A 16,229-nucleotide genomic window follows, 5' to 3' on the forward strand; every position below is an offset into this window, starting at 1 on the left:
AAAATACGGTTAATACTTGTATAAATTAAATTTGATTGTTCCTACCGAAAGTAAAATGTTAAAATAAAATGGATTGACTGGTAATATTTTCACTGGAAAATACGAAAGGTAAACTTTCCTGGTCTTGCATAAGCGCAACTAAAACTTATTGCTACATATGTTTATATAGGCTAAGTTTTCAAATTGACATCAGGGAGTGAGACGTTTGAAGAGAGGACAAAAAAAATACACAACATTTGAGAATGTCGTTATATTTCCTGGTACAGTTGAAAAATTAATTGCTCGTGCCCACGAATATGTTGAAAACTATCAATATGATCTAGCCAATAACAGCTTTGAAGAAGCATTGAAGTATACAGAGGGAGATGAAGTAACGCTAAGTGTCTATGCCTATTCACTATATGAAACAAAATCATTTGAAAGAGCTAAAGAAGTTTGCGAACGATTATTGAGCATTGGTCCGACGATGTATTTAGAGGTAATGGAGTTGTACTTAACGATATGTATGCAGCTGAAACAATACAAACAAGTTGAAAGCATCATTACTTCATTACTGGAGGAGGGTGCAATCCCTCAGGAGCAAATAGATAAATTTGAACGTCTAAAGGATATAAACGCAAATATTGCGGACAATGCAAAGAAACAAGAAGATATTACTACCAGTGTAAATGAAATAGACGGCGATTTATTTAAACTTGAAAAATTTATGTCACTATCACCCAATAAGCAATTAACCCTGGTACACGAACTTACTACAATGAACATCCGACCGATCGTGCAGCACTTGAAGGCGATTGTCGAAAATGCAGAAACCCATCCTTTTATTAAAAGTATTGTATTAATCTTGCTTGTCGAACAGCAAGTGGACGTAAATGTAAAGATAAGCAAGTTCAATCAAGAAAAGTATGTGAATCCTTCTGTGTTGGAACTGCCGACGAAAATGCCTCAATTTCTGACGGTGTCCAAAATGATTTCGGATAAATTGGAAAAAGAGCCGTCTACCTTGGAAATGGTAGAATACTTACTTTCTAAACACGCAATTGTCACTTATCCTTTTGAATGGCTTCATTATGAATCGGAAGATGTAGCCCTAAGTTATATAGATTTGGTCAGAACGATGTTTGGCAGTGTGCAGGAAATGGATGATGAACTGGTAGAATTTCTGCAGATCCTCGAAAAGTTAACAGAACTACAAGAAGTATGAAAAAAGTTGAAACTGCGAGTATCTATGTTATACTAAAATGGTTGTCAAAATCGTAGATACGAGTGGTTTGTCTAACAATTGTAAACTAATTTTGGAGGTATTATATATGTCAGCTAAATGGGAAAAACAAGAAGGTAATATTGGTACATTAACAATCGAAGTACCAGCTGAAGAAGTTAACAAAGCGATCGATAAAGCTTTTGCTAAAGTGGTAAAAGAAATTAACGTACCTGGATTCCGTAAAGGGAAAATGCCGCGTCCAATGTTCGAAAAACGCTTTGGTGTAGAAGCTCTATACCAAGATGCTTTAGAAATTTTAGTTCCGGATGCATACTCGAATGCAATCGATGAAACAGGCATCACTCCTGTTGATTACCCAGAAATCGACGGTACTGAAAACTTCGCTAAAGGTGAAAACTTCACTTTCATCGCAAAAGTTACTGTTAAACCTGAGCCAAAACTTGGAGATTACAAAGGTTTAGAAGTGAAAAAGAGCGAAACAGTAGTAACTGATGAAGAAGTAGAAGCACAAATCGAGGAACAATTAGCTCGTAAGGCTGAGTTGGAAATTAAAGAAGATGAAGCAATCGTAACAGGTGACACTGCTACAATCGATTTCGAAGGTTTCTTGGGTGAAGAAGCATTCGAAGGCGGTAAAGGTGAAGACTATGCGCTAGAAATCGGTTCTGGTTCATTCATTCCAGGATTTGAAGAACAATTAGTTGGGTTAAAAGCTGGAGAATCTAAAGACGTAGTTGTAACATTCCCTGAAGAATACCATGCTGAAGAGTTAGCAGGTAAAGAAGCTACATTCAAAGTAGCAGTTAAAGAAGTAAAAACAAAAGTTCTTCCAGAATTAAACGACGAATTCGCAAAAGAAATCGACCCAGAAGTTGAATCTCTAGAAGCGTTGCGTGCGAAAATCAAAGAACAAACAGTTGAACAAAAGAAAGCAGACGCTGAAAGCACACTACGCGACGAATTAGTAGAAAAAGCGGCTGAAAATGCTGAAGTTGAAATTCCTGAAAGCATGACTCACAACGAAATTCACCGCATGATTGAAGAATTCGGTCAACGTCTACAAATGCAAGGTATGACTTTAGATCTTTACTACCAATTCTCTGGACAAGATGAGCACGCACTGCACGAACAAATGCGTCCGGAAGCTGAAAGCCGTGTTCGCGTTTCATTAGTACTTGAAGCAATCGCGAAAGCTGAGAACATCGAAGTTACTGAAGAAGACGTTAAAGCGGAGCTTGAAAAAATGTCTGGTCAATTCGGCATGACAGCTGATCAAATTTTAGCTGCATTAGGTGGAACTACTGAAATTTTAGAGAATGATATCCGTACTCAAAAAACTGTAGAATTCCTAGTTGAAAATGCGAAAATTACAGAATAATCTTCACTTTTCCAATGCAATGTAATTGCTTGAAGAAAAGTTAAATGTTAGTTTAATAATAGAAGATGAACAAGGTACGGCATATTACCGTACCTTGTTTTCAAACTAAGAAGATTCAGATATTTAGTAATTTTTACATTAACACAATAGTTCTTAGTGGAGTTAATGAATTAATTCTGACATACTGGATAATACATAGACAAAAAATGCTTATAATAAATATCTAATTATGAGCTCATACAAAACAACTTATTTGATAATGATGACAGAATCTTGTAAGATTGTTGCTTGAATAGGGGTGAAGCACATTGTTCAAATTTAATGATGAAAAAGGCAATTTAAAGTGCTCGTTCTGTGGAAAACCACAAGAACAAGTACGAAAACTAGTAGCTGGACCAGGCGTATACATTTGTGATGAATGTATCGAGCTATGTTCTGAAATCGTTGTAGAAGAATTAGGGGTTGAAGAAGAAATTGATTTTCAGGAAATCCCTAAGCCAAAAGAAATTTTATCGATTTTAGATGAATATGTTATTGGACAAGAGCGCGCCAAAAAAGCTTTAGCTGTTGCTGTGTACAATCACTATAAACGTATTAATTCGAACAGTAAGATTGATGATGTGGAATTGTCAAAATCCAACATCGTTTTAATCGGACCAACAGGTAGTGGGAAAACACTCCTTGCTCAAACACTAGCTCGAATTTTAAATGTGCCATTTGCAATTGCAGATGCGACTTCACTAACAGAAGCGGGTTATGTTGGGGAGGATGTTGAAAATATCCTTTTAAAATTGATACAAGCGGCTGATTATGATATTGAACGTGCAGAAAAAGGAATTATTTATATAGATGAGATCGACAAAGTAGCTCGCAAATCTGAAAATCCTTCCATTACACGTGATGTATCAGGCGAAGGTGTTCAACAAGCATTACTTAAAATTCTTGAGGGTACAACGGCAAGTGTTCCTCCACAAGGCGGAAGAAAACACCCACATCAAGAATTTTTACAAATAGATACTACAAATATTCTATTTATCGTAGGTGGCGCATTTGATGGAATCGAACAAATCATTAAGCGTCGTCAAGGACGAAAAGTGATAGGATTTGGCTCAGATCCAAAGAAAATGGAGGAAGACAAAGCATCCCTTCTTTCACAATTAATTCCAGAAGACTTACTGAAATTTGGTCTAATTCCGGAGTTTATTGGGCGTTTACCAGTTTTGGCTTCTCTGGAACAACTAGATGAAGAGGCGCTGGTACAAATTTTGACTGAACCAAAAAATGCTCTTGTTAAGCAGTACCAAAAAATGCTCGAGCTAGATAAGGTTGAGCTGGAATTCAATGAAGAAGCGCTTCAAGCGATTGCAAAAGAGGCAATCGAACGTAAGACAGGTGCTCGTGGATTACGTTCAATTATTGAATCGACTATGTTGGAAATGATGTTCGAGCTTCCTTCCCGTGAAGATATAGTAAAATGTATTGTAACGAAGGAAACAATCACGGACAAAGCAACACCAAAATTAATTCTTGCTGATGGCACAGAGTTAAAAAAGAACGACAAAAAAACTTCAGCTTAATTAGCTTGAGTTCAGCATACTAAGAGCGAGAGCTGACTTCGACCTTGCGTAAAAAACGCTAGTCGCAAGTCGGCTCTTTCTTCCAAAATAAACTTTATACATATGGTGTCTAATTTGAGCATCTATTTACATAATAAGTAGTAGGTTGGATAAAATGAATAAATGAGATTTTGAATTCTCTTTACAGAAATTACTACGATTATGTACGTGAAAAGTTAAGTTTTTAACACATACTAACAAAGCGGGTTGTTACGGAAAACGTGGATGGAGGTGAATACCCGCATGAGTAAAACAATCGAGAATATACCACTTTTACCATTACGTGGTCTATTAGTTTACCCTACAATGGTTTTACATATCGATGTTGGGAGAGCTCGTTCGGTAGCGGCTTTAGAGCATGCAATGTTAAATGATAATCAAATCTTCTTGGCAACACAAAGGGATTTACGTGTTGAACAACCAAAAGAGGAAGAGCTTTATTCGATTGGGACTTTAGTAAATGTAAAACAAATGCTGAAGCTTCCAAACGGTACGCTGCGCATTTTGGTGGAGGGTATTAGCCGTGCCCAGATGACTAATTATGAAGAACAAAATGACTTTACTACAGTTGACGTAGAAGTCCATGAAGATGTAAAAGAAAAAGATGCCGAGATTGAGGCATTGATGCGTACCTTGGTAAGTTATTTCGAAAAGTATGCAAAATCTTCGAATAAAATTACGACAGAAACAATCGACTCTATCTTGGATATAGAGGAACCAGGACGCTTGGCGGATATCGTAGCTTCCCATTTACCATTCAAAGTCGCGGAGAAACAAGAAGTTCTTGGGATTTTCAATGTAAAGAAACGATTGGATCACTTAATTATCAGACTTCATGACGAACAAGAAGTACTTAACCTTGAGAAAAAGATCAACTCTAAAGTGAAACAAGCGATGGAGCGTACGCAAAAAGAATACTATTTGCGTGAACAGATGAAAGCAATCCAGGCCGAGCTCGGTGACAGAGAGGGCAAAACAGGTGAAGTAGCAGAATTGCGCAAGCGTGTTGAAAATGCCGGTATGCCTGAATCGACTCTGAAGGTTGCATTAAAAGAATTGGATCGTTACGAAAAGCTGCCTGCAGCAAGTGCAGAAAGTGGCGTTATTCGAAATTATATTGAATGGCTTGTGACGATTCCATGGAAAGAAAGTACGGAAGACCGACTTGACATTAAGCATGCGGAAGAAATATTGGATCGTGACCATGATGGTTTAGAAAAAGTGAAAGAGCGTATCTTGGAATACCTATCTGTTCGTCAGTTGATGAACTCTGTTCGCGGTCCGATCTTGTGTTTGGCAGGACCTCCAGGGGTAGGTAAAACTTCGTTGGCTCGTTCAGTTGCAGAAAGCTTAAACCGTAATTTTGTACGTGCATCTCTTGGCGGTGTTCGAGATGAGTCGGAAATTCGCGGACATCGTCGAACATATGTCGGAGCGATGCCTGGTCGAATTATTCAAGGAATGAAAAAAGCGGGTACAGTTAACCCTGTCTTCTTGCTTGATGAAATTGACAAAATGTCAAACGACTTCCGTGGGGACCCTTCTGCCGCAATGTTGGAAGTATTGGATCCTGAACAAAACAGTACTTTTAGCGACCATTATATTGAAGAGTCGTATGACTTATCGCAAGTTATGTTCATTGCAACGGCAAATGATTTAAGTACAATACCTGGTCCTTTACTTGACCGTATGGAAGTTATTTCGATTGCGGGCTACACGGAAATCGAAAAAACAATGATTACGAAGAATCATTTAATTCCAAAACAAATTAGTGAGAATGGGTTGAAGAAAGCACAGCTTACTATTAAAGACGAAGCTATCGTTGATTTAATTCGTTACTATACACGTGAAGCGGGTGTGCGTAATCTTCAGAGACAAATTGCGGCTTTATGTCGCAAGGCTGCCAAAATCATCGTTTCCGGCGAGAAAAAACGTGTAACGGTAAACTCGAAGGTATTGGAAGAAATGCTTGGAAAGCACAGATACCATTATGGTCAAGCAGAAACGGAAAACCAGGTTGGTGTGGCAACAGGCCTTGCTTATACGACTGTTGGCGGAGATACTCTTCAAATTGAGGTGTCATTAACACCAGGGAAGGGTAAATTAATCCTGACAGGTAAACTTGGGGACGTAATGAAAGAGTCGGCTCAAACAGCGCTATCTTACGTTCGTTCACTATCCGATAAATTAGAAATCAACACTGATTTTTTTGACCAGAATGATATTCATATCCATGTTCCTGAAGGTGCCGTGCCAAAAGATGGTCCTTCTGCAGGGATTACAATGGCAACGGCTTTAGTATCAGCAATTTCCAATAAACCAATCAAACGCGAAGTAGGTATGACAGGCGAAATTACCTTGCGTGGCCGAGTGCTTCCGATTGGCGGGTTAAAAGAAAAATCGCTGGGTGCTCACCGGGCAGGATTAACAACAATCATTATCCCTAAAGATAATGAAAAAGATATTGATGATATTCCAGAGAGTATTCGTGAACAACTTACGTTTAAACCTGTATCATCTGCAGAAGAAGTGCTGAATATAGCGCTTGTTGGAGGTTTTTAAACAATGAAAGTCCATAATGTTGAAATGGTCATCAGTGCTGTAAAGCCGGAGCAGTATCCAGAAGATGGGCTTCCCGAATTTGCATTGGCTGGTCGATCGAATGTTGGTAAATCATCTTTTATCAACAAAATGATTGGAAGAAAAGCATTAGCCCGTATTTCATCAAAACCAGGGAAAACACAAACGTTGAACTTCTACAAAATCGAAGAGCAATTATTCTTCGTCGATGTACCTGGTTATGGCTACGCGAAAGTTTCGAAAACCGAGCGTGAAGCCTGGGGCAAAATGATTGAACGATATATAACAGCGCGTAGTGTCCTACGTGCTGTTGTATTAATCATTGATCTACGTCATCCGCCTACAAACGATGACGTGATGATGTATGATTTCTTGAAGTATTACAATATCCCTGCAATTATTATCGCTACAAAAGCGGATAAAATAAAAAAAGGGAAATGGGATCAGCATAAAAAGGTAGTGAGAGACACATTGGAAATGGACAAAAATGATCCATTAATCGTTTTCTCATCCGAAACTGGTCTTGGCTTTGAACAAGCTTGGCAAGAAATAGAAAAACGAATGTAATGCCTACATACTTTCATGCACTAGTGATGATTCGCTAGTGCATTTTGTCTAATTAAGCACAAAACTTTAGATATGGGATTGGTATTACGAGTATTCAATTGGAGAAGTGAATCGACCGCTAGCCCTTGGTATTACGACAATTCAAATGGAAATGCGTATCGACCGGCAGCAGAGCGCCTGGTATTAGAACGTTTCAATAAGAAAACTGCATCGAATGGTAGCGAAGCGACGATTAATATGACGACAATTTAGGAAAAAATTCAGTGCACGCTGGCAAAATATTTGCAATATTACTATTTAAGTCTTCATTATTGAAACATAATGTAATGTTTGTTACACTTACTTTAGAATAATTCTAATTTAAAAATGATAAATAATTTCATAACCTGTTCACAAAAAGATTAGGGATAACGCTTTCTTTATGTTAGAATAGACTCTATGAAATAGATCGTGTGAGGTGTAAAGTTCATGCATACACTTGTAGTAGGCTTGAATTATAAAACTGCGCCAGTCGAAATTCGTGAAAAATTGTCGTTTATTGAGAGTGAACTTCCGAAGGCGATGGCAGCATTAAAAAATGAAAAAAGCATATTGGAAGACGTAATTGTTTCAACTTGTAATCGAACTGAGATATATGCAGTTGTAGACCAATTGCATACAGGTCGTTATTATATTAAACAATTTCTGGCAAAGTGGTTCGACATTCCAGTGGACCAATTTGACGAGCATCTATACATTCGTGAAGATGATGACTCATTGCATCATCTTTTCCGCGTTACATCGGGAATTGACTCAATGGTGTTAGGTGAGACGCAAATTCTAGGACAAGTAAAGAAGAGCTTTTTAGACGCTCAAGAAGTAGGGACAACAGGTACTATTTATAATCAGTTGTTTAAGCAGGCTGTTACATTTGCTAAACGTGCTCATAATGAAACAACGATTAATGAAAATGCAGTATCTGTTTCTTATGCAGCAGTGGAACTTGCCAAAAAGATTTTTGGTACATTAAAAAATAAGCATGTCGCGATATTAGGGGCCGGCAAGATGGGCGAACTTGCGATTCAAAACCTATACGGCAACGGCGTAGGGAAAGTGACGGTAGTCAATCGTACTTTTGAAAAAGCAGAAAAGCTTGCATCTAAATTTAATGGGGATGCAAAATCAATACAAGAACTGCAATGTATGTTATTGGAAGCCGACATTTTAATCAGTTCAACAGGTGCTACCGAGTATGTAATCGATTTTGAATTAATGCAATTTGTCGAACGTTTACGTAAGGGCAAACCTTTATTTATGGTAGATATTGCTGTTCCACGTGATATAGATCCTCGTATTAGTGATCTGCCAAATGTTTTCTTGTATGATATTGATGACTTGCAAGGAATTGTTGAGGCAAATTTAGCGGAGCGTGAGCAAGCGGCTAAAGAAATTACGGATATGATTGGACAAGAGGTTATTCAATTCAAGGATTGGTTTGCAACTCTTGGCGTTGTTCCGGTAATCTCCGCATTACGCAAGAAAGCAAATCGTATTCAACAAGAAACGATGGCTAGTATTGAAAACAAAATGCCGAACCTAACGGAACGTGAACGCAAAATTTTAAATAAACATACGAAATCGATCATTAATCAACTTTTGAAGGATCCTATATTGCAGGCAAAAGAATTGGCTAACTCCCACAAAGCCAATCAACAACTTCAACTTTTCCAACAGATTTTTGGAATTGAAGAAGATGTTGCAGACGAAGTGAATGAACAACAGCAAAAAGAAAAAGCCTTTATCGAAAGTTCACAGAACAGCGGCGTTCTAGATGGGAAATTGTCATTCTAACTTTATTCAACCTTGACATGAAGTTTTGTTGCTAAAAGGTGTACAAGTCTTTCATAGATGAACTCTAAAATAATAAGACTACTGTCAATTTAGTCAAGGCTTAATAATGATTATGAAATTGAGGCGTTTTCGTATCTATATATCAACATTAGATACGAGGACGCCTGTTTTTACAAACTTTGCATGATTTCAACTAGTTATTTTACTGGTAAGCTATGATAACCAAAGCGTAAATGGAATTTATACATAATATTACGCAAAAATTGTAAATTCGGTATTAGCATCATAAAAGTTGTAAAAGATGAAGAAGGGTAGCGAAATGACAGAATTAGCAATGGCTAGGCTAAATGAAATAATGGTTGTCCTATATGCAATAGGCATCGTTTTTTATTTCATTGATTTTTTCTATAAACGTGTAAAAATTCGTCGAATAGGATTTTGGTTTATTTCCATCGTATGGATATTGCAGACAATTTTCTTTGTACTATTTATTATCGAAACAAAACGATTTCCAATTCTTTCATTATCGGAAGGAATTTATTTTTATGCCTGGTTGCTGGTGACACTCTCGATTCTCTTACATTGTATTGCACGTGTAGACTTACCTGTGTTTTTTATTAATGTATTAGGATTTATTTTTGTCACGATTCATTTATTTGCGCCAGCACAGGTAGAAAATCCGCTGGTAAAATCGCTTGAATCCGAAATGGTGTTCATTCATATATCCTTTGCCATACTTTCCTATGCGGCGTTTTCTCTATCATTTGTTTTTTCCGTCTTATATTTAATACTATATAGATTATTAAAAGAGAAAAAATATACGAAATTATGGTCAAGGCTTCCAGATCTACATCAAACGAGCAGATGGATGCTTTATTCAATCTTGGTTGGTGTACCAATCATTTTTATTAGTTTAATTTTGGGACTTGAATGGGCATTTTTAAAACTGGATGCACTGTCCATATTTGATGTGAAGATTTTAGGGTCCTTTGTGATCACACTGATTTATCTGTTGATTTTGGTATTGCATCATAGTGGAAGATTAACAGGGTTGAATTTTGCTTGGGCTCAAATTTATACTTTTTTACTAGTTGTCATCAATTTCTTTTTAGGAAGTAAATTATCCGACTTCCACATTTGGTATTAGCTATAGAATGCAGGTTTTTTAGAGGAAAGGTAGGCTCATCATGAGAAAAATTATAGTAGGTTCAAGAAGAAGTAAGTTAGCTCTAACGCAAACAAACTGGTTTATCAACGAATTAAAAAATGCAGGGGTTCCTTTTGAATTTGAGGTAAAAGAAATTGTAACAAAAGGAGATCGTATTTTGGACGTTCAATTATCCAAGGTTGGCGGTAAAGGCTTATTTGTGAAAGAAATTGAGCAAGCTCTTTTTGATAAAGAAATTGACTTTGCCGTCCATTCAATGAAGGATATGCCAGCTGTATTGCCGGAAGGCTTAGTAATCGGCTGTATCCCTCCTCGCGAAGACGCAAGAGATGCATTTATTTCTAACGGGCATGTAAAGTTCGCAGACCTTCCAAAAGGCGCCGTCGTTGGGACGAGCTCATTACGTCGAGGTGCACAGCTGCTTCAAGCAAGACCCGACCTGGAAATAAAGTGGATCCGCGGAAACGTAGAAACACGCCTGGCTAAATTAGAAAGTGAAGGCTTTGATGCAATTATTTTAGCAGCTGCCGGATTGAAACGTCTCGGTTGGAATGATGAGGTTGTAACTGAATACTTGGATACGGATATTTGCTTGCCGGCTGTTGCACAGGGGACACTTGGTATTGAGTGCCGTGGGGATGATGAAGAACTTCTATCGGAATTAGCAAAACTGACAGATCGAATCACATGGAACGAAGCACATACAGAACGAGCATTTTTAGCTGCTATGGACGGGGGCTGCCAGGTACCGATTGCAGGCTATGCAACTACTGAAGGGGAAACAATCACTTTTACTGGCTTAGTAGCAGCACCTGACTCATCTGTGATCTATAAGGAAACAGTAACGGGAACAAACCCGGAAGAGCTTGGGAAAGAAGCAGCGAAAATTTTAACAGAGCAAGGGGCCTTTGATTTAATTCAAAAAGTGAAGGCTGAGCTGGATGCTTAAACCACTTGAAGGGAAAACAGTCGTTGTGACAGGTTCTTCCAAAACTTCGGCTGTTCTTTTTGAAATAGAGGCATTGGGTGGAGAAGCAGAATTTTATCCTCTCATTGAAACTACCGAAAAAATTCAGCCGGATGACAAGCTGAAATTGGAACAGGCTCAAAATTTTGATTGGCTAATATTTACGAGTCAAAATGCCGTAGAAGCTTTTTTAAACAAAATTAAGCGTCATCAGTTGAAACGTTCCGATTTTGGTGGGAAAATTGCTGCAGTGGGTTCTAAAACTGCAGATTTACTGAAGGAACATCATTTCGAGGTGAACTTTACACCGACTGTTTATAGTGCAGATGTGTTTGTAAGTGAGTTTCCTCAGGTAGCAGGCGACAACCCGGGATGTTTGTTTTTAAGAGGAAGTAAGGCAAAAGAAACTTTGAAGAATGGGTTGCCTTTTGAACTAACGGAATGGACGGTCTATGAGACGCATGAAAAACTGTCTACAGTAGAACCATTGATCCGCCTTATCCAATCCAGAAAGCAACCGATTGTTATTTTTGCTAGTCCATCTGCAGTGGATGTTTTTGCAAAAAACATCGTTCCTATTGTGGGATGGCAAAACGCAAAATACGCAAGTATTGGTCATATTACAGCAGCTAGAATTGAGCATTATGGAGCTCAAGTTACATATAAACCAACAAATTATACAATGCTAGCGGTTATAGAAGAAATACGAATGAGAGAGGAAATTAGACATGACAGAACTTAATTTCAGAAGACATCGCCGTCTTCGTTCATCACAAGCAATGCGCTCAATGGTTAAAGAAACTTATTTACACAAAGAAGATTTAATTTATCCGATTTTTGTAATGGAAGGGGAAAACATTAAGAATCCAGTAAATTCTATGCCGGGTGTTTTCCAATTTTCTTTAGATACTTTAAATGCGGAAGTAGATGAAGTGGTTGAGTTTGGTATTCCTGCGGTGATTCTATTTGGTTTACCAGCCCAAAAAGATGCAGAAGGAACAGGCGCTTTCCATGATCATGGCATTGTTCAGGAAGCGACTCGCCAAATTAAGGAGCGTCATCCTGAATTAATCGTAATTGCAGATACATGTCTATGTGAATTCACGGACCATGGCCACTGTGGAGTTGTAGAGGGAGAGAAAATTTTAAACGATGCTTCTCTTGATGTGCTGGGCCGTACTGCTGTTTCCCAAGCTAAAGCTGGTGCAGATATTATTGCACCTTCCAATATGATGGACGGTTTCGTTGCCGCCATTCGTGTTGCATTGGATGAAGCTGGATTCGAAGATGTACCGATTATGTCCTACGCTGTAAAATATGCATCTGCATACTACGGACCGTTCCGTGAAGCAGCTGATGGTGCTCCTCAATTCGGTGACCGCAAAACCTATCAAATGGACCCGGCCAATCGTTTAGAAGCTTTCCGTGAGGCAGAATCGGATATTGAAGAAGGAGCAGATTTCCTGATCATCAAACCTGCTTTATCTTACTTGGATATCATCCGTGATGTTCGAAATAATTACACTTTGCCAATCGTTGCCTATAACGTATCAGGTGAATATGCGATGATTAAAGCAGCTGCCCAAAATGGATGGATCGAAGAAAAGCCTGTAGTAATGGAAACTTTACTAGGTATGAAGCGTGCTGGAGCAGACATGATTTTAACTTATCATGCAAAAGACGTTGCTCGCTGGTTGGAGGGAAAATAATATGACTTATGAAAAATCAATCCAAGCTTTCTCTGAAGCGGTTCATCTAATGCCAGGCGGGGTAAATAGCCCGGTTCGTGCATTTAAATCGGTGAATACCGACCCAATTTTCATGGAATCAGGTAAGGGAGCCATCATAAAAGACATCGATGGCAATGAATACATTGACTATGTATTAAGCTGGGGTCCACTTATTCTAGGCCATTCACATCCTGAAGTTGTAGAAGCAATTCAAGAACAGGTTGCAAAAGGAGCATCATTTGGTGCACCAACTTTATTGGAAAATAAATTGGCACAAATCGTAATAGACCGAGTTCCTTCTGTTGAGATGGTTCGTTTTGTGTCATCAGGAACAGAAGCTACTATGGCAGCATTACGTCTTGCACGCGGATATACTGGAAGAGACATCATTTTAAAATTTGAAGGTTCTTATCATGGTCATGGCGATTCTTTGTTAATTAAAGCAGGCTCTGGGGTAGCGACCCTTGGATTGCCGGATAGCCCTGGAGTACCTGCCGATATCGCAAAAAACACAATGACTGTTGCTTATAACGACTTAGAAGCTGTTCAAGTTGTTTTTGAAACATATGGTCAACAAATTGCTGGGGTCATTGTAGAACCGGTTGCCGGCAACATGGGAGTTGTGCCTCCTAAACCGGGTTTCTTGGAAGGACTGCGTAAAGTAACAGAAGAGAATGGTGCTCTCCTGATTTTTGATGAAGTAATGACAGGTTTCCGTGTTGATTACAATTGTGCACAAGGCTACTTTGGTGTTAACCCGGATTTAACTTGCCTTGGTAAGGTGGTAGGTGGAGGTCTGCCAGTAGGGGCTTTCGCTGGTAAACGTGAGATTATGGAACACATTGCCCCAGCTGGTTCGGTATACCAAGCTGGTACATTATCGGGTAATCCGCTTGCCATGACAGCAGGTATTGAAACATTATCTCGTTTAACTCCAGAGTCCTATGAGCATTTCAAAAAGCTTGGAGACCAATTGGAAGCAGGAATTCGTGAAGCAGCAACGAAATATAATATTCCACATACAGTCAACCGTGCCGGTTCAATGATTGGTTTATTCCTGACGAACGAGGAAGTAGTAGACTTTGCATCTGCGAAAACAGCGGATTTAGAGATGTTTGCTGAATACTTCAGATTAATGGCCGAAGAAGGAATTTATTTACCACCTTCCCAGTTTGAAGGATTATTTATTTCAACAGCACATACTGAAGAGCATATTGCCAAAACAGTACAAGCATTCCACAATGTATTTGCTAAACTAGCTAAATAATTATGATCTGTAATAAAGCATCTTTTTCGTTATGGAAAAGATGCTTATTTTTTTATGGGAAACGATACCTTTCATTTTATTGTGCTAAGAATTTTATTCAGAAATACTTTCAATGCATATACAATAGATTGCAAACTAAAAGATTAACGGAATGAATTAGCATACTTACAATCTTCATGCATATGGTAGTTACGGGAGGGATGCCAAGTGCAAAAAATTAACTGGGATATGATGACGCAGTTTGTTTTTCCAGAGCAATTAGGCCTTGTAGAAGAAATAGTTTCGGTAAATATTAAACCAATTTGGCAGCAGATTGAAACGGAAGACTCTGTGCGTTTAGTTGGAATCTATCATATTGCTGCAGTTGCGCGCTTTAATCCGGATGAACTGCCAGAATATAGCGATGGTACTTTAATTGAGGAACTTGAGTTTGAAGGAAATAATGGCTACTTCGAATATGCATTGCCATTAGAGATCGACTTACCTAGAGAAAAGGTAGCTTATGAAAGTTCACCAGAGGTATATGTGAATGAAGTTGCCCATTTTGTATACGATGGCACGAATTGTACATTTAAATGGGATGTAGATTGCCAATTTGATGAAGCAGTTGAAGGTGCATTGTTTCAATACCAGCAGGCACCTATTGAATTAGAACAAATTCCACTACCGCAAAAACCTGTACTTCAAGAGGTAGAATCAGTTGTTGAGGTAAATTTGGAAGAATCGTTGCTTCAGGAGACAGCTCCAGTAGCTGAACGACCACCAGAAGAATCGGTGCTTCAAAAGACAGCTCCAGTAACTGAACAACCACCAGAAGAATCGGTGCTTCAAAAGACAGCTCTAGTAGCCGAACAACCAGCGGAGGAACCGGTAGTTCAAGAGACAGCTTCAATAGCTGAAGAACCACCACAAGAACAAGTGCTCCTAGAGACTACTCCAGTAGCTGAGGAACCACCAGAAGAATCAGTAGTTCAAGAGACAGCTTCGGTAGCTGAGGAACCCCAAAAAGTATCGGTACAAGAGCAACAAGAAGTACCTCTAATAGAAGTTGCTCCTTCCTACGAGGATTTTCAACAGAATGAAGAAGCCTCCAATAGCGAAGAAATACGTTTCGGTGGAGAAGATGGGATTTTCCCGGAAGAATCGGCACTTAGTGAAGGACAAACACCTTTGGAAGCAGTTCAAGAAGTAGAGAATTCCAATATGCCATTAGAGCCTAAGTTGGATAAAACGAATGAAAGCCCGAATTTGATAACACAACCGAAGTATGAAGTTAGCGATGGTACAATAGTAGATAATATTGCTGAACAAAGTATAGAGGAACCACAATTAGCAATAAACGAAAAGGAAAAAGTCGTAGAAGCCAGAAATCAATACTTCCCTACAGATACGGATGATTTTTATAATGAGCTTACTGAATCTTATACGATACTAACTGTATCTAATAAGACTTATCGCGAATAAAAAGCTTACGAATACTAAAATGGCCCGTGGAACAAAATCCAGGGGAGTTTACAAAGCAGCCATAGTTTGCTGCTTCTTTTGTGCAAAATTTTTCTTCCTTTCATTAAAATTGTTGTCACTTCAAAACTGTTGATGGTATATTATACTGTAAGAACAGTAATACTTTGTTATAAAGCGTCTTCCTTTCGGTTTTCGGATTTCAAGACGATTGCAAGGTATATAAGTGAATAATGTTAGATGCGTTGAAAAGGAAGAGTAAAATGTCCTTGCTTACTATAGAGAGGAAACGGCAGCTGAAAAGTTTCTGTGAGCATTCATTTGAAGGTAGCCTTGGAGCAGCTTTTGTGAACTAGTAGTAGCAAAATGCCGGGTAAACCCCGTTAGCTAATTGAGAGCCGAGAATTTGGTGAAAATTTGTTGCGAATAATGAATGACAC

General features: G+C 38.6%; 13 protein-coding genes and 1 other annotated feature (1 of these 14 only partly in view). All 13 genes read left to right on the forward strand.

The window, feature by feature from the left end:
* The first annotated feature begins 205 nt into the window (after positions 1-205).
* The 13 genes from QYB95_RS13280 to QYB95_RS13340 all read left to right on the forward strand — a co-directional run bounded on the left by QYB95_RS13280 (position 206) and on the right by QYB95_RS13340 (position 15,792).
* The gene (locus QYB95_RS13280; protein ID WP_301138819.1) at positions 206-1,204 is read left to right on the forward strand and encodes a tetratricopeptide repeat protein; all 999 of its coding nucleotides are present in this window, start codon (positions 206-208) and stop codon (positions 1,202-1,204) included.
* Between the two features lie 106 nt (positions 1,205-1,310).
* A complete protein-coding gene (gene tig / locus QYB95_RS13285) occupies positions 1,311-2,603 on the forward strand; it encodes a trigger factor (RefSeq protein WP_301138820.1) in 1,293 nt (430 codons plus the stop codon).
* 308 nt (positions 2,604-2,911) lie between these two features.
* The gene (clpX, locus tag QYB95_RS13290; protein WP_301138821.1) at positions 2,912-4,180 is read left to right on the forward strand and encodes an ATP-dependent protease ATP-binding subunit ClpX; all 1,269 of its coding nucleotides are present in this window, start codon (positions 2,912-2,914) and stop codon (positions 4,178-4,180) included.
* A gap of 282 nt (positions 4,181-4,462) precedes the next feature.
* Positions 4,463-6,781 carry an endopeptidase La gene (gene lon, locus QYB95_RS13295; RefSeq protein ID WP_301138822.1) on the forward strand — a complete coding sequence of 773 codons (2,319 nt, stop codon included), beginning with the start codon at positions 4,463-4,465 and terminating at the stop codon, positions 6,779-6,781.
* Positions 6,782-6,784: 3 nt separating this feature from the next.
* Positions 6,785-7,366 (forward strand): ribosome biogenesis GTP-binding protein YihA/YsxC, encoded by a 582-nt coding sequence (gene yihA / locus QYB95_RS13300; protein WP_301138823.1) that lies wholly within the window; start codon positions 6,785-6,787, stop codon positions 7,364-7,366.
* A gap of 78 nt (positions 7,367-7,444) precedes the next feature.
* The gene (locus QYB95_RS13305; protein ID WP_301138824.1) at positions 7,445-7,618 is read left to right on the forward strand and encodes a hypothetical protein; all 174 of its coding nucleotides are present in this window, start codon (positions 7,445-7,447) and stop codon (positions 7,616-7,618) included.
* Positions 7,619-7,834: 216 nt separating this feature from the next.
* Complete coding sequence (gene hemA, locus QYB95_RS13310) at positions 7,835-9,196, forward strand: glutamyl-tRNA reductase (protein ID WP_301138825.1); 1,362 nt, start codon at positions 7,835-7,837, stop codon at positions 9,194-9,196.
* 319 nt (positions 9,197-9,515) lie between these two features.
* Positions 9,516-10,343 (forward strand): cytochrome c biogenesis protein CcsA, encoded by an 828-nt coding sequence (gene ccsA / locus QYB95_RS13315; protein ID WP_301138826.1) that lies wholly within the window; start codon positions 9,516-9,518, stop codon positions 10,341-10,343.
* Between the two features lie 40 nt (positions 10,344-10,383).
* Positions 10,384-11,313 carry a hydroxymethylbilane synthase gene (gene hemC / locus QYB95_RS13320; RefSeq protein ID WP_301138827.1) on the forward strand — a complete coding sequence of 310 codons (930 nt, stop codon included), beginning with the start codon at positions 10,384-10,386 and terminating at the stop codon, positions 11,311-11,313.
* The gene (locus tag QYB95_RS13325; protein ID WP_301138828.1) at positions 11,306-12,073 is read left to right on the forward strand and encodes a uroporphyrinogen-III synthase; all 768 of its coding nucleotides are present in this window, start codon (positions 11,306-11,308) and stop codon (positions 12,071-12,073) included. The genes hemC and QYB95_RS13325 overlap by 8 nt, the downstream gene beginning before the upstream one ends.
* Positions 12,060-13,040: a porphobilinogen synthase gene (gene hemB, locus QYB95_RS13330; RefSeq protein WP_301138829.1), complete on the forward strand. Its 981-nt coding sequence runs from the start codon at positions 12,060-12,062 to the stop codon at positions 13,038-13,040. The genes QYB95_RS13325 and hemB overlap by 14 nt, the downstream gene beginning before the upstream one ends.
* A gap of 1 nt (position 13,041) precedes the next feature.
* Positions 13,042-14,328, forward strand: a complete 1,287-nt coding sequence (gene hemL, locus QYB95_RS13335) for a glutamate-1-semialdehyde 2,1-aminomutase (protein ID WP_301138830.1) — start codon at positions 13,042-13,044, stop codon at positions 14,326-14,328.
* A 207-nt stretch (positions 14,329-14,535) separates the two neighbouring features.
* Positions 14,536-15,792 (forward strand): hypothetical protein, encoded by a 1,257-nt coding sequence (locus QYB95_RS13340; protein ID WP_301138831.1) that lies wholly within the window; start codon positions 14,536-14,538, stop codon positions 15,790-15,792.
* 233 nt (positions 15,793-16,025) lie between these two features.
* Positions 16,026-16,229, forward strand: a binding site (T-box leader); it runs 51 nt beyond the window's last position.

It is taken from the genome of Ureibacillus aquaedulcis (genome assembly GCF_030418165.1).
GTDB lineage: Bacteria > Bacillota > Bacilli > Bacillales_A > Planococcaceae > Ureibacillus > Ureibacillus aquaedulcis.

Coding starts and splice junctions, on each gene's coding strand:
- tig (WP_301138820.1), top strand. CDS start 1,311: ATGTCAGCTAAATGGGAAAAACAAGAAGGTAATATTGGTACATTAACA.
- lon (WP_301138822.1), top strand. CDS start 4,463: ATGAGTAAAACAATCGAGAATATACCACTTTTACCATTACGTGGTCTA.
- yihA (WP_301138823.1), top strand. CDS start 6,785: ATGAAAGTCCATAATGTTGAAATGGTCATCAGTGCTGTAAAGCCGGAG.
- hemA (WP_301138825.1), top strand. CDS start 7,835: ATGCATACACTTGTAGTAGGCTTGAATTATAAAACTGCGCCAGTCGAA.
- ccsA (WP_301138826.1), top strand. CDS start 9,516: ATGACAGAATTAGCAATGGCTAGGCTAAATGAAATAATGGTTGTCCTA.
- hemC (WP_301138827.1), top strand. CDS start 10,384: ATGAGAAAAATTATAGTAGGTTCAAGAAGAAGTAAGTTAGCTCTAACG.
- QYB95_RS13325 (WP_301138828.1), top strand. CDS start 11,306: ATGCTTAAACCACTTGAAGGGAAAACAGTCGTTGTGACAGGTTCTTCC.
- hemB (WP_301138829.1), top strand. CDS start 12,060: ATGACAGAACTTAATTTCAGAAGACATCGCCGTCTTCGTTCATCACAA.
- hemL (WP_301138830.1), top strand. CDS start 13,042: ATGACTTATGAAAAATCAATCCAAGCTTTCTCTGAAGCGGTTCATCTA.